The organism is Pseudomonas sp. UME65, assembly GCF_014170225.1.
Lineage (GTDB): Bacteria > Pseudomonadota > Gammaproteobacteria > Pseudomonadales > Pseudomonadaceae > Aquipseudomonas > Aquipseudomonas protegens.
In genome coordinates this window covers 372,081-386,068 of sequence record NZ_LZZQ01000011.1, presented here as the reverse complement: position 1 = coordinate 386,068, position 13,988 = coordinate 372,081, and the positions used below count along the sequence as shown (strand labels likewise).

At 63.9% G+C, this 13,988-nt stretch carries 12 protein-coding genes; 5 read left to right on the top strand and 7 right to left on the bottom strand.

The genetic code is table 11. The features are described 5' to 3' along the window. Positions 1–26: 26 nt before the first annotated feature. The 4 genes from A9971_RS12775 to pilM are packed head-to-tail and all read right to left on the bottom strand — an operon-like array spanning position 27 to position 2,801. Complete coding sequence (locus A9971_RS12775) at positions 27–557, bottom strand: pilus assembly protein PilP (protein WP_011058822.1); 531 nt, start codon at positions 555–557, stop codon at positions 27–29. Continuing rightward, entirely contained in the window at positions 554–1,177 is a 624-nt protein-coding gene (locus A9971_RS12770; protein WP_183000669.1) for a type 4a pilus biogenesis protein PilO, read from the bottom strand. Before A9971_RS12770 ends, A9971_RS12775 begins: the two co-directional genes overlap by 4 nt. Beyond that, positions 1,174–1,740, bottom strand: a complete 567-nt coding sequence (locus tag A9971_RS12765; protein ID WP_019095185.1) for a PilN domain-containing protein — start codon at positions 1,738–1,740, stop codon at positions 1,174–1,176. The genes A9971_RS12770 and A9971_RS12765 overlap by 4 nt, the downstream gene beginning before the upstream one ends. Continuing rightward, positions 1,740–2,801, bottom strand: a complete 1,062-nt coding sequence (gene pilM, locus A9971_RS12760; RefSeq protein ID WP_183000668.1) for a type IV pilus assembly protein PilM — start codon at positions 2,799–2,801, stop codon at positions 1,740–1,742. Before pilM ends, A9971_RS12765 begins: the two co-directional genes overlap by 1 nt. Before the next feature lie 219 nt (positions 2,802–3,020). Here pilM and A9971_RS12755 point away from each other — a divergent pair, with 219 nt between their 5' ends. Then, positions 3,021–5,453, top strand: coding sequence for a penicillin-binding protein 1A (locus A9971_RS12755; RefSeq protein ID WP_373365351.1), 2,433 nt, complete (start codon positions 3,021–3,023; stop codon positions 5,451–5,453). A gap of 121 nt (positions 5,454–5,574) precedes the next feature. Here A9971_RS12755 and A9971_RS12750 read toward each other — a convergent pair whose 3' ends face one another. The 3 genes from A9971_RS12750 to rpmE form a co-directional block, all read right to left on the bottom strand. Then, entirely contained in the window at positions 5,575–6,843 is a 1,269-nt protein-coding gene (locus tag A9971_RS12750; protein WP_011058817.1) for a malic enzyme-like NAD(P)-binding protein, read from the bottom strand. 187 nt (positions 6,844–7,030) lie between these two features. Further along, positions 7,031–7,810: a thermonuclease family protein gene (locus tag A9971_RS12745; RefSeq protein ID WP_077933230.1), complete on the bottom strand. Its 780-nt coding sequence runs from the start codon at positions 7,808–7,810 to the stop codon at positions 7,031–7,033. A 41-nt stretch (positions 7,811–7,851) separates the two neighbouring features. After that, positions 7,852–8,073 (bottom strand): 50S ribosomal protein L31, encoded by a 222-nt coding sequence (gene rpmE, locus A9971_RS12740; protein ID WP_011058815.1) that lies wholly within the window; start codon positions 8,071–8,073, stop codon positions 7,852–7,854. Positions 8,074–8,372: 299 nt separating this feature from the next. Between rpmE and A9971_RS12735 the strand changes: the two genes are divergently transcribed. The 4 genes from A9971_RS12735 (at position 8,373) to hslV (ending at position 13,978) form a co-directional block, all read left to right on the top strand. After that, complete coding sequence (locus A9971_RS12735; protein WP_041115330.1) at positions 8,373–10,592, top strand: primosomal protein N'; 2,220 nt, start codon at positions 8,373–8,375, stop codon at positions 10,590–10,592. Between the two features lie 210 nt (positions 10,593–10,802). Continuing rightward, positions 10,803–12,539: an arginine--tRNA ligase gene (gene argS, locus A9971_RS12730; protein ID WP_072452088.1), complete on the top strand. Its 1,737-nt coding sequence runs from the start codon at positions 10,803–10,805 to the stop codon at positions 12,537–12,539. 1 nt (position 12,540) lies between these two features. Beyond that, positions 12,541–13,248 carry an SPOR domain-containing protein gene (locus A9971_RS12725; RefSeq protein WP_011058812.1) on the top strand — a complete coding sequence of 236 codons (708 nt, stop codon included), beginning with the start codon at positions 12,541–12,543 and terminating at the stop codon, positions 13,246–13,248. Positions 13,249–13,447: 199 nt separating this feature from the next. After that, the gene (hslV, locus tag A9971_RS12720; protein WP_003186641.1) at positions 13,448–13,978 is read left to right on the top strand and encodes an ATP-dependent protease subunit HslV; all 531 of its coding nucleotides are present in this window, start codon (positions 13,448–13,450) and stop codon (positions 13,976–13,978) included. Positions 13,979–13,988 lie beyond the last annotated feature (10 nt).

Here is a 13,988-nt window from a genome sequence, read left to right as displayed (position 1 = left end):
AGTCCTGTTCATTTTCCAGATTCCACTTAAGAGTGTTTTTTCAGCGCCAGTGTTCGCGGCCGCTCCAGCCAGGCTCCCGCTCCATCGGGAACAATTTCCACCACCTCGATCTGCGATTCGCTGATGGTCACAACCCGGCCTTCGTTGCGCCCCAGGTAGTCGCCCACCTGCAAGCGGTGGATGCCACCTGCGCCGCGCAACAGGGCAAAGCTCCCGGAGGCGTTGGACAGGGTCCCGACCATTTGCAACTGCTCGATATCGAACCCCTCCAGGTATTGCCGGGCTCGCTGCGGGTCGGGCCGGACCGCACTGGCCCCTTGCCGACGGGCCGCCAGGTCAAGCCTTTGCGGCGGCTGGAACGGACTACGCAATGCACTGGCGTCATAGGTGAACGAGGGGTAAGACCGGATTACCGGCATTGGTTCAATCGGCCCGGGCGCTTGCAGGCGCATCTGGTTCATGTAGGCGTCCAGGTCGGCAAAGTCGTCATCGGCGCCACCACACCCCCACAGCCCGGCACAAAGGCAGCCAAGCACCGCCCAGCGCAGGCGCCTCATGAGTGCGGCTCCGGAGCGTCGTACCTGTAGGTGCGCGCCTCGATGCTCATGCGCAACAGCGCCGGATTGCCCACCGCCACAGGCTGAATGCGAAAATCATGCAAGGTGACGATGCGCGGCAGGCCGGCGACGCCACTGACGAAGCTCGCCAGGTCGTGATAGGCCCCGGTGACAGTAATCTGGATCGGCAACTCGACGTAGAACTGCCTGGCCACCTCCGGTTGCAGCCTGATTTCCTCGAAGGCCAGGCCACTGCCCAGCCCCACGCGACTGATGTCCTCCAACAGGCCGGGGACCTCGGTGTCGCTGGGCAACTGACGCAACAGCAGGTCGAAGCTGTTGCGTATGACGACCAACTGCTCCTGGTAGCGCGGCAAATTGGCTCCCTGGCGCGCCTTGCCGGCAAACTCCTGCCGGAGACGAGTTTCCTCCTGGCGCTGGCGCTCCAGTTGCTCCAGGTGCGGGCTCAGGTAAAAGCCGTAGCCCACTAGCAGAACCAGCAGCAGAAGCAGGGCCGCCACCAGACTCCTGGCCGGCCCGGGCCAGGAGCCCAGGTTGGCCAGCTCCAACTCCCGCAGATCGATACGCCGCAACTCTGCCAGCCATTGTCGGGGGGTCATTGCCGAAGCTCCCCGGTTGGTCCGGGCGTCTGCCCGACATTCAGCCGGAACAGGTTGTTCAGCCCTTGCTGGGCGTCCACCGCGTTCTTCACCTCGGTCAGGCTGGGGGCAGCAAAACCCTCGGCAGCCTGCAGATTGCGCATCAGGTCGGACACCCTGTTGTTTGACTCGGCTGCACCGCTGATTCCAAGGTTCTGCCCCTGCAGATCCACCTCGGTGAAGTACACGCCATCAGGCAGGCTGCGGGCCAACTGCTGAAAAATCCGCACACTGTTGGAGCGGTTGCCCTGCAGCTCTTCGATGATGCCCATGCGTTCGAGCAACTGCTGTCGTTGCGCCTTGAGCCCCTGGATGCTGGCGATCTGCTCATCCAGGCGTGCCGTCGCCTGGCCCAGATACTGGTTGCGCAAATGCTGGCGCTCGATCACCCGGCTTATATAGGCGTCGGCCAACAGAATGACCCCGGCCCCGAGCACGACCATCATCGCCAGCATCTGCAGGAAACGTCGACGCCTCAGTTCGCGCGAGGCCTCGCGCCAGGGCAACAGGTTGATCCGCGCCATCAGTCGAACCCTCGCAGGGCCAGGCCACAGGCCAGGAGCAGGTTCGGCGCCTGTTCATTCAATACCTGGGGGTCGACTCGAGACCCCATCGGCATGGCCCGGAAAGGATTGGCCAGCGACGTATCGATGCCTGTCTCGCCCTCCACCCGCCGCTCCAGGCCGGCCAGGCCGCTACCGTCTCCGGCCAGCAGCAGTTGCACCAGGGGCTGTTGCTGAGGCGAGGTGGCGAACTGCTGCAGGGAACGGCTGACCTGTTGCAGCACCTCCTGCTCGAAGGGTTGCAGCAACTCTTCGGCGCAACCCTGTGGCAAACGGCCCTGGCTCTGCGCCAGCAATGCCTGCTCCAGTGTCAGCCCGTATCGACGCTGGAGCGCTTCCATCAGCAGCCCGCTACCGAAAAGCTGCTCACGGCTATAGATCACTCGCTGGCCGTGCAGGACGCTGAAACGGCTGAGGGCCGGGCCTATATCCAGCAACGCCACGGCGCCAGGAGTCGCCAGCGGCAGGTGCGCCGCCAGCAGCAACAGGCAGCGCTCCAGAGCCAGGGGCTGGGTATCCACCACCCGGGCTGTCAGGCCGGCCAGGCCCAATACCGTTTCCAGAGCTTCTACCCGCTCGTTGCGACAGGCTACCAGCAGCACCTGAACCCGCTGCGGATTACCGGGCACCGGCCCCTGCACTTCAAAATCCAGGGCCACGTCTTCCAGGGGATAGGGAATGTACTGGCCGGCTTCCAGCCGGACCTGCTGCTCCAGTTCGTCGGTGTGCAGGCCCGCCGGCATCTCGATCAGTTTGCTGATCACCGCCTCGCCGGCCACCGCTACCGCCGCCCCCTTGAGCCGGCTGCCCGTCTTGAGCCAGGCGCGGGACAGGGCCGCGGCCAGGGCCTCGGGGTCGGCAATGTGTTGGTCAAGCACAGTATTGGGCGCCAGGGGCTCCCTGGCGTAGGCCTCGACCCGGTACCCCTGCCCCTGGCGCCCCAGGGCCAGAAGCGTGATCGATGTCGCATTGATATCGATCCCCATAAGGGAACTCGGCTTTTTGCTGAAGAGTCCAAGCACGACCAATTCCCTATGACTATCCGTGACTTACGGACTGCTTAAGCTGCATTGCGTTCAATGGTCACGTCTTGACAGACGGGCAAATGACGCTCTCGGCGGAAAATGCTTATAATGCCCAGCGTTTTTTTCCGCTTTTACCTGCTGCGTGGGCCGGCCCCTGATGTCCGTGAATGCCCTGACGCCTAATTCATTCCTTTCTCTGGAAATCCAAAAGCCTTGATTCGTCTGCTGAAGTTTTTCGGGTGGTCCATCGTCGCGGTGTTCTGCGGGCTCCTCCTCGCCCTCTCCGGTGCGTTTCTCTATCTTAGTCCCGGCTTGCCGTCGGTTGAGGCCCTGAGAAGCATCCAGTTGCAGATTCCCCTGCGGGTGTACAGCAGCGACGGCAAACTGATCGCTGAATTCGGTGAAATGCGCCGTACCCCCATACGTTTCGCCGACATTCCGCCCAACTTCATCAATGCGTTACTAAGTGCTGAAGACGACAACTTCGCTAACCATTACGGGGTTGACCCCAGCAGCCTGATGCGTGCCGCAACCCAGCTGGTCAAGAGCGGACACATCCAGTCCGGCGGCAGCACCATCACCATGCAAGTGGCGAAGAACTTCTTCCTGACCAGCGAGCGCAGCTTCTCGCGCAAGACCACCGAGATCCTCCTGGCTCTGCAGATCGAACGGCAGCTGACCAAGGACGAGATCCTCGAGCTGTACGTCAACAAGATCTACCTGGGCAACCGTGCCTACGGAATCGAGGCAGCGGCCCAGGTGTATTACGGCAAGTCCATCCGTGACGTGAGCCTGGCGCAGATGGCGATGATCGCCGGCCTGCCCAAGGCGCCTTCGCGCTTCAACCCCCTGGCCAACCCGGCACGCAGCAAGGAACGTCGCGACTGGATCCTGGGGCGCATGTACAAGCTCGGCAAGATCACCGAAGCGGCCTATACCGAGGCAATCAACGAACCGTTGAACGCCAGCTATCACGTACCGACTCCGGAAGTGAACGCCCCGTACATCGCCGAGATGGCCCGGGCCGAAATGGTCGGCCGCTATGGCAGCGATGCCTACACCGAAGGTTTCCGGGTCACCACCACGGTGCCCAGCGATCTGCAGGAAATGGCCAACACCGCGGTCCATGAAGGCCTGATGACCTACGACCAGCGCCACGGCTATCGCGGCCCGGAATCGCGCCTGCCAGGCAAGACCCAGGCGGCCTGGGCCAGCGAACTGACCAAGCAGCGGACCATCAGCGGCCTGGAACCGGCGATCGTCACCCTGGTAGAGAAGAATGGCCTCCAGGTGCTGACCCGCAACGGCGAAGAACATGTGGCCTGGGACAGCATGAAATGGGCCCGGCCGTTCCTCAATACCAACAGCATGGGCCCGGTCCCGCGCCAACCGGCGGACGTGGCCCAGGTCGGCGACCTGATCCGCGTGCAGCGCCAGGCGGACAACTCGTTGAAGTTCAGCCAGATCCCGGTCGCCCAGGGCGCCCTGGTGACGCTGGACCCGCAGAACGGTGCGATCCGCGCCCTGGTGGGCGGCTTCGCCTTCGAGCAGAGCAACTACAACCGTGCGATGCAGGCCAAGCGCCAGCCCGGCTCCAGCTTCAAGCCGTTCATCTATAGCGCCGCCCTGGATAACGGCTACACCCCGGCCAGCCTGGTGAACGACGCACCTATCGTGTTCGTCGACGAATACCTGGACAAGGTCTGGCGCCCGAAGAACGACACCAACACCTTCCTCGGCCCGATCCGCATGCGCGAGGCGCTGTACAAGTCGCGCAACCTGGTGTCGATCCGCCTGCTGCAGAGCATGGGCGTGGACCGCACCATCGACTACATCAGCAAGTTCGGCTTCAACAAGCAGGACCTGCCGCGCAACCTGTCCCTGGCCCTGGGTACCGCAACCCTGACGCCGATGGAAATCGCCACCGGCTGGAGCACCTTTGCCAACGGCGGCTACAAGATCACCCCGTACATCATCGACAAGATCGAAAGCCGCAACGGCGAGCTGCTGTTCAGCGCCAACCCGCCAAGCGCCCCCACCGGCAATACGGCCACCAGCGGCATCGCCGCCCCTGAGCACAACTTCACGATCAACAACGTGGCCGGTGAAACCTCAGCTCCGGCAGCGACGCAAGCCCCGGCGGTTGCCGAGCGGATCATCGATGGCCGTACCACCTACATCCTCAACAGCATGCTCCAGGACGTGATCAAGCTGGGTACCGGACGCCGCGCACTGGCCTTGGGCCGTACCGACCTGGCGGGCAAGACCGGTACCACCAACGAGTCCAAGGATGCCTGGTTCTCCGGCTACAACGCCGACTACGTGACCACCGTATGGACCGGTTTCGACCAGCCGGAAAGCCTCGGGCGCCGCGAATACGGCGGCACCGTGGCACTGCCGATCTGGATGAGCTTCATGGGCGCCGCCCTCAAGGACAAGCCGCCACACACCCAGCCAGAGCCAGAAGGCATTCTCAGCCTGCGGGTAGACCCGGTCAGCGGCCGCGCCGCCACACCCGGCACGCCCAATGCCTACTTCGAACTGTTCAAGAGCGAAGACACTCCGCCCTCGGTCAATGAACTGGGCAATGGCGCCGTACCAGGCAGCCCGCTGCCGGCGGACGAAGCGGCGCCGATCGATCTGTTCTAGCGCCAGGGGAGCCGCGAACGCGGCAACCTTCGCCGGCTTGCCCGCTCCTACAGCGGGCAAGCGCCCACAAAAAAGCCCCGGCTCTCGCGAGCCGGGGCTTTTTGCATGACGCTACGAACGCTTAACCGTTGAACACATCATCCACGCTCTTGAGCGGGTAGTTCTTCGGGTACGGCAGGGTAGCCACGCCGGTCTCGATGGCGGCCTTGGCCACGGCATCGGAGATCACGGTGATCAGGCGGGCATCCATTGGCTTGGGAATGATGTACTCACGGCCGAATTCCAGCTTGATGCCACCGTAGGCGTCGCACACTTCCTGAGGAACCGGCAGCTTGGCCAGGTCACGCAGGGCGTTGGCCGCGGCGATCTTCATTTCTTCGTTGATGCGCTTGGCGCGTACGTCCAGGGCACCACGGAAGATGAACGGGAAGCCCAGGACGTTGTTCACCTGGTTCGGGTAGTCCGAACGGCCGGTAGCCATGATCACGTCGTCGCGGGTGGCGTGCGCCAGTTCCGGGGCGATTTCCGGATCAGGGTTGGAGCAGGCGAACACGATCGGGTTCGGCGCCATGGATTTCAGGCCTTCAGCACTCAGCAGGTTCGGGCCGGACAGACCGACGAACACGTCGGCGCCTTGCAGGGCGTCGGCCAGGGTGCGCTTGTCAGTGGCGTGGGCGAACACCGCCTTGTACTGGTTCAGGTCATCGCGGCCGGAGTGGATCACGCCGGTACGGTCGACCATGAAGATGTTTTCGATCTGTGCACCCATGCTCACCAGCAACTTCATGCAGGAGATGGCGGCAGCACCGGCACCCAGGCAGACGATCTTGGCGTCGGCCAGGGTTTTGCCAGCGATTTCCAGGGCGTTGATCATGCCGGCGGCGGTAACGATCGCGGTGCCGTGCTGGTCATCGTGGAACACCGGAATGTCGCACTGCTCGATCAGAGCGCGCTCGATCTCAAAGCACTCGGGTGCCTTGATGTCTTCCAGGTTGATGCCACCGAAGGTGATGGAAATGCGCTTGACGGTGTCGATGAAAGCCTGCGGGCTTTCGGAGTCGACTTCGATGTCGAATACATCGATGCCGGCGAAACGCTTGAACAGCACGCCCTTGCCTTCCATCACTGGCTTGGAGGCCAGTGGGCCGAGGTTACCCAGGCCGAGAATCGCGGTGCCATCGGAAATGACGGCAACCAGGTTGCCTTTGCCGGTGTACTTGTAGGCCAGTTCCGGATCGCGAGCGATTTCGCGTACCGGCTCGGCTACGCCGGGGCTGTAGGCCAACGCCAGATCACGAGCGGTAGCAGTGGCCTTGGTGAGCTCGACACTCAGCTTTCCTGGACGAGGATTGGCATGGTATTCGAGAGCGGCAGTTTTCAAATCAGACATGTGGGCATTCCGCTTTTTGCTGTTGGACAGACGGACCGCCGAGGATACTCGTGTCGCATAGTCCCCACAAGACTGCCCAGTCACCCCTGTCAAGGCCCCTAGCGTACGACTTTGGGCCAAGAGCCGCGGGGTACAAGGCTTTCAACTGTTCACAATCCATTAAAAAAATGTCTACAATTTTTCTTTATCAGATAAGTCCGAGCATGGAAGGGTCAGTCACGGACAACATCCAGCGTGGATGTGCAGATTGCCGGCCAGGCTGACGCGAGCGATCGACAACCCAGCCGCGAGCCTCGATCCGGCGCCCCGAAAGGCGACTGAGCAGCCGACGATCGAAGCGCCGCAGGACATTGGGTGCAATGCGCAATACAACCTGCCCCTGCAATGTGATCCAAAGACCACCGCGATTGCGCTGCACCCTGCTCACTCGCCCTTCGAACAGGGCAAAGCCCGCGCGATGGATCTGCTGCGCCTTGAGTACAGGTGAACGTCGCCAAAGCCCCAGCCCGGCTCGGCGCGCATGGTTCTCGGCAGCCTTCTGGCAGCTCGCCAGGGCGACGTTTGGCAGCACGGCAATCCGATAGGCCAAGCCTTCCGCGATCAACCGGGCTTCGAAGTTGATACCAGTGACGCCATAGACATGGGCCAGGACACGACCGTAGCGATCCTGCCTTTCACGCCCCGGCAGCAGGCCGACCCGCCCACCACTCTGTGCCACCAGTTGTCGCAGGCGCTGCCGCGCCGCCTCGGCGAAGGGCTCGGCAGGGCGCCCCTTGCCCGCCAGCTCCGGGGCATTGAGGCCGATCATGCGCAACCTGCGGCCATCCTTGAGGTGCAGGGTGTCGCCGTCCACCACCCGGAGCACCGTTGCCGGCAACAGCCCCTTGGGCGCCGGGCAAAACGCCTCGGCCGCTGTCAGCCAAATCGCGCCCACAAAAAAGGCGCCCACTAGGGACGCCTTTTTCATCAGCGAGGAAAGTCGGTATCGGCTTTCCAGAACGATCAGCCTCAGGCCTTCTTCGTTGCGCCGAAAGCACCGAAGCGCGACTTGAACTTGTCGACACGACCGCCAACGTCCAGAGTCTTTTGCTTGCCGGTGTAGAACGGGTGGCACTCGTTGCACACGTCCAGGCTCAGAGGCTTGGCCAGGGTGGAGCGAGTTTCGATGACGTTACCGCAGCTGCAGGTAGCGGTAATGGCTTCGTATACTGGATGGATATCGGCTTTCATGGTGTATTCCTCAGGCTAGCGTGCCGCCACCCAACACTATTGTTGAATACCGCACGAATTAGGGCGCGAATTCTACCAGACCGCGTCAAACGCGCAAGCGATCCTGAGTGCAGCCCATCAGAAAAAGCCGGTGCAACCTTGACAGCCCAGGCTTTGCCACCCCCTGAACTGAAAAACCGGCTCCATGCCCGGGCAGACCCCGCAGGTACAGGGGCCACGCACGCTTATACAGGACACTCCACCGCTGCTCTGTTAGGCTCCGGGGCCTATTTACCCTCTGCTCAACGAGATTGTCCCGCGTGCCCGACGCCATCCTGCGCCTCGCCCTGCCCTCGCCTCTGCGCCGCCTGTTCGACTACCGTGCTCCGGCCGGGGTGCTGCGTGCCCAGTTGCACCCCGGCATGCGCCTGCGGGTGCCATTCGGCCGCCGGGAAATGATCGGCATCCTGGTGGAGGTGGCGGATCACAGCGAGGTCCCGGCGGAAAAACTCAAGCCGGCCCTGGCCCTGCTGGATCCCACGCCTCCGCTACCGCCGGCCCTGTTCAAGCTGTGCCTGTGGACCGCCCAGTACTACCAGCACAGCCTGGGAGACACCCTGAGCTGGGCATTGCCAGTGCTGTTGCGCCAGGGCGAGCTGGCCGAGGCCCGCCAGGAGCGTTTCTGGTCGATAGCCCCCGGGGCCCGGCTCGACGACCCGCGCATCGCTCGCGCCCCACGCCAGCGCGAAGCCCTGGCAACCCTGGCCCAGCACCCACACGGCGTGCCACATACCCTGCTGAGCAAGTTGATGCTGAGCAAGGACAGCCTCGACCTGCTGCGGGCCAAGGACCTGGTGCAGGTGGAGGTGCGCAAGCACGCGCCGGGCGTGCGCCACGAACACTGGCTGGCCCAGCCCGAACTGCCGCTCAACAGCGAGCAGCGCGCCGCCTATGAAGCCATCCGCGCCGGGTTCGACAGCTATCACGCGTTTCTCCTGGCCGGGGTCACCGGGAGCGGCAAGACCGAGGTCTACCTGCAACTGATCCGCGAAACCCTGGAAGCCGGCAAGCAGGCCCTGGTGCTGATTCCGGAGATCAACCTCGGCCCGCAGACCCTGGCGCGCTTCGAGCAACGCTTCAACGCCCGCATCGCCCTGCTGCACTCGGCGGTCAATGACCGCGAACGCCTGGACGCCTGGCTGGCTGCCCGGGACGGCGAGGCCGACATCATCATCGGCACCCGCTCGGCCCTGTTCACGCCGATGAAGAACCCTGGCCTGATCATCATCGACGAGGAGCACGACGGGTCCTATAAACAGCAGGAAGGCCTGCGTTACCACGCCCGCGACCTGGCTCTGGTGCGTGCGCGCCAGGAAAACATTCCCATCGTCCTGGGCTCGGCCACGCCGTCCCTGGAAAGCCTGCACAACGCCTACACCGGCCGATACGGCCTGCTGCGCCTGAACGAGCGGGCCGGCGGCGCCAAGCAGCCGCGTTTCCTGCGCCTGGACGTGAAGAGCCGCCCGCTGGACAGCGGCATTTCCGGCCCCATGCAGCAAGCCATCGGCCAGACCCTGGCCGCCGGCCAGCAGGTCCTGGTGTTCCTCAACCGCCGCGGCTTCGCCCCGACCCTGCTCTGCCACGACTGCGGCTGGATGTCCGAATGCCAGCGCTGCGATGCACGCATGACCGTGCACCAGCGTTCCGGCGAGCTGCGCTGCCACCACTGCGGCCATGTGGAGCGGGTTCCGCGCCATTGCCCGCAATGCGGCAAGGTCGACCTGCGCCCCGTGGGCGCCGGCACCGAGCGGGCGGAAGAGCGCCTGGGCATCTTGTTTCCCGACTACCCGGTGCTGCGGGTGGACCGCGACAGCACCTCGCGCAAGGATGCGATGAACCAGCTGTTCGCCACTATCCAGAAAGGCCAGCCGTGCATCCTCGTGGGCACCCAGATGCTGGCCAAGGGTCATCACTTTCCCCGGGTGACCCTGGTGTCGATCCTCGATGCCGATGGCGGCCTGTTCTCCGGCGACTTCCGCGCCAGCGAGCGCATGGCGCAACTGATTGTCCAGGTCGCCGGGCGGGCCGGCCGGGCCGAAGAGCCGGGCAAGGTGATCATCCAGACCCACCTCGCCGACCACCCGTTGCTGGTGCAGTTGACCGAGCAGGGCTACTTCGCCTTCGCCGAACAGGCCCTGAGCGAGCGCCGCGCCGCCGGCCTGCCACCTTTCGCCCACCTGGCGCTGCTGCGGGCCGAAGCCCACAAACCGGGCCAGGCCGAGGGGTTCCTCGATGAAGCCTGCAGCGAGGCCGAGCGCCTGCTGGCGGAACAGAACCTGGGGGGCATCGAACTATTGGGCCCGGTGCCGGCTCCGATGGAGCGGCGCGCCGGACGTTATCGCGCGCAATTGCTGCTGCAGGCCAATGCCAGAGCGCCCTTGCATCGTTTGCTCAGCAGTTGGCTGCTGGTGCTGGAACAGATGCCCAGCGGGCGGCAGGTCCGCTGGTCGCTGGATGTGGATCCCGTGGATCTGTATTGATCGAGGTCGTGCTTTCGCGGGCAAGCCCGCTCCTACAATGGGCAGCATCAAACCTGCAAGAGCCGGCTTGCCGGCGAAGGCAATCGAATGCCGCCATCGATCCCCAAGCAGTCCTCTATAGTTGGCAAGCCCGTTCCAGCAACGGATAATGCCCAGTTTTTCCACCTGCGCACCGAAGCGCCGCCGCACCAGCGGTCGAAAGAGAAGACCATGAAAGACACCATTCGCCAGCTCATCCAGCAAGCCATCACCCAACTCGTCACCGAAGGTGTGTTGCCAGAAGGCCTGACGCCGGCGATCCAGGTCGAAAACACCCGCGACAAGACCCACGGCGACTTCGCCAGCAACATCGCCATGATGCTGGCCAAGCCGGCCGGCATGAAGCCGCGCGACCTGGCGGAGAAAATCATCGCCGCCCTGCCGGCCCATGAAGACCTGAGCAAGGCGGAAATCGCCGGCCCCGGCTTCATCAACTTCTTCCAGAACACCCAGGCCCTGGCCGCGCGCCTGGACGCCGCTCTTGGCGACGCCCACCTGGGCGTACGCAAGGCCGGCCCGGCGCAGCGCACCGTGATCGACATGTCGGCGCCCAACCTGGCCAAGGAAATGCACGTTGGCCACCTGCGCTCCACCATCATTGGCGACGGCGTGGCCCGGGTCCTGGAGTTCCTCGGCGACACCGTGATCCGCCAGAACCACGTGGGCGACTGGGGCACCCAGTTCGGCATGCTGATGGCCTACTTGGAAGAAAACCCCATCACCAGTGACGAGCTGTCGGACCTGGAGAACTTCTACCGCGCCGCCAAGCAGCGCTTCGACGAGTCCGAAGCCTTCGCCGACCGCGCCCGCGGCCTGGTGGTCAAGCTGCAGGCCGGCGACCCGGACTGCCTGGAGCTGTGGACCAAGTTCAAGGACATCTCCCTGTCCCACTGCCAGAAGATCTACGAGCTGCTCAACGTCAAGCTGACCATGGCCGACGTGATGGGCGAGAGCGCCTACAACGACGACCTGATCAACGTGGTCAACGACCTCAAGGCCCAGGGCCTGCTGGTGGAGAGCAACGGCGCCCAGTGCGTGTTCCTCGACGAGTTCAAGAACGCCGAAGGCGAGCCGCTGCCGGTGATCATCGTCAAGGCTGACGGCGGCTACCTGTACGCCACCACCGACCTGGCGGCCGTGCGCTACCGCAGCGGCAAGCTCAAGGCCGATCGCGCCCTGTACTTCGTCGACCAGCGCCAGGCCCTGCACTTCCAGCAAGTGTTCGCCGTGGCCCGCAAGGCCGGTTTCGTGACCCATCCGATGGAAATGGAGCACATGGGCTTCGGCACCATGAACGGCGCCGACGGCCGTCCGTTCAAGACCCGCGACGGCGGCACCGTGAAGCTCATCGACCTGCTGACCGAAGCCGAAGAACGTGCCTACGCCCTGGTGAAGGAAAAGAACCCGCAACTGCCGGAAGCCGACCTGCGCAGCATCGCCAAGGTGGTGGGCATCGACTCGGTGAAGTACGCCGACCTGTCCAAGCACCGCACCAGCGACTACAGCTTCAACTTCGACCTGATGCTCAACTTCGAAGGCAACACCGCGCCGTACCTGCTGTACGCCTACACCCGCGCCGCCGGTGTGTTCCGCAAGCTGGGCAAGGACTTCAGCGAAGTCGGCGGGCAGATCGAACTGCACGCGGCCCAGGAACTGGAGCTGGCGGCCAAGCTGGCGCAGTTCGGCGAGATTCTCAACAACGTCGCCGAGAAGGGCACGCCACACATCCTCTGCACCTACCTGTACGACGTGGCCGGGCTGTTCTCCAGCTTCTATGAAAACTGCCCGATCCTGGCAGCCGAGACGCCGACCCAGATGCACAGCCGTCTGCGCCTCACCGAGCTGACCCGGCGCACCCTCAAGCAAGGTCTGGAACTGCTGGGCCTCAAAGTCCTGGAGCAAATGTAAGTTGGCTGCCAAGAAAAAACCTGCACCCAAGCGTGGCGCCAGCCGTTACCAGGCCCCGGCCAAGAAGCCGATTCCGGGCTGGTTGTGGCTGGCCATCGGCCTGACCATCGGTGCCTTCATCGTGTTCCTGATGAAGCTCGAGCCCGGCAAGGGCGGTGACAGCGTCAAGCGCGAGAAGATCGAACAGCAGAAAGCCACCAAGATCGCCGAGGCCAACAAGACCCCGCCGAGCCCCCAGCAACCGGTGAAGCCGAAATACGACTTCTACACCCTGCTGCCGGAATCGGAGGTCATCGTGCCGCCGGAAGCGGTGCCGGAAAAAACCCTGCCGACGCCACAGGTGCCGCCGGTGCCGACCACCCCGGTAACCCCGGCGGAAGCGGCCAAGATCGACACCGCCCGTGCCCAGGCAGCCCTGGCCGGGATCACCCCGCCACCAGCGCCACCCGTGGCCAAGGCGGCGCCGGTGACCAAGTTCTTCCTCCAGGCCGGTTCGTTCCGCAAGGAAGCCGATGCCGACAAGGTCCGGGCGCAGATCATCCTGCTGGGCCAGTCGGTCTCGGTGGAATCCGGCACGGTGAAGGATGAAACCTGGTACCGGGTATTGGTAGGCCCGTTCAGCAACCGCGAACAGCTGACCGTGGCGCAGAAACAACTGGCCGGCGCCGGCTTCAGCAACCTGCTGTTACAACAGCGCCAGAGCCGCTAAGCCGACCGCTACGCGATTGATCGCGGGCAAGCCCACTCCTACATGGCCCCCCGTAGGAGCGGGCCTGCCCGCGAAGCGCTTGCAGCATGCAACAATGACCGCCGGTCCCTCGCTGCAGCCTCCGGTTGAAAAACGCCCGACCACCCCCATATGAGTTTCCATCAGGGCACTTTCGCCCCGCTGTGTGGAGACTCCCCCCTTGACCACCATCGTTTCAGTCCGCCGCCACGGCAAAGTCGTCATGGGCGGCGACGGCCAGGTTTCTCTCGGCAACACCGTGATGAAAGGCAACGCGAAAAAAGTCCGCCGCCTCTATCACGGCCAGGTCATCGCCGGCTTTGCCGGGGCCACCGCCGACGCCTTCACCCTGTTCGAGCGCTTTGAAGGCCAACTGGAGAAACACCAGGGCCATCTGGTCCGTGCCGCCGTAGAGCTGGCCAAGGAATGGCGCACCGATCGCTCCCTGAGCCGCCTGGAAGCCATGCTGGCCGTGGCCAACAAGGATGCGTCCTTGATCATCACCGGCAATGGCGACGTGGTTGAACCCGAGGACGGGCTGATCGCCATGGGTTCCGGTGGCGCCTACGCCCAGGCCGCTGCCAGCGCCCTGCTGAAAAAGACCGACCTGTCGGCCCGTGAAATCGTCGAGACCGCACTCGGCATCGCCGGCGACATCTGTGTATTCACCAACCACACTCAAACCATCGAGGAGCAGGATCTCGCGGAATAAGCCTGTTGCG

Excerpts from the sequence above, each read along its gene's own strand:
- A9971_RS12770 (WP_183000669.1), bottom strand. The coding sequence starts at position 1,177 with ATGACCCCCCGACAATGGCTGGCAGAGTTGCGGCGTATCGATCTGCGG.
- A9971_RS12775 (WP_011058822.1), bottom strand. The coding sequence starts at position 557 with ATGAGGCGCCTGCGCTGGGCGGTGCTTGGCTGCCTTTGTGCCGGGCTG.
- A9971_RS12765 (WP_019095185.1), bottom strand. The coding sequence starts at position 1,740 with ATGGCGCGGATCAACCTGTTGCCCTGGCGCGAGGCCTCGCGCGAACTG.
- argS (WP_072452088.1), top strand. The coding sequence starts at position 10,803 with ATGAAAGACACCATTCGCCAGCTCATCCAGCAAGCCATCACCCAACTC.
- rpmE (WP_011058815.1), bottom strand. The coding sequence starts at position 8,073 with ATGAAAGCCGATATCCATCCAGTATACGAAGCCATTACCGCTACCTGC.
- A9971_RS12745 (WP_077933230.1), bottom strand. The coding sequence starts at position 7,810 with ATGAAAAAGGCGTCCCTAGTGGGCGCCTTTTTTGTGGGCGCGATTTGG.
- A9971_RS12750 (WP_011058817.1), bottom strand. The coding sequence starts at position 6,843 with ATGTCTGATTTGAAAACTGCCGCTCTCGAATACCATGCCAATCCTCGT.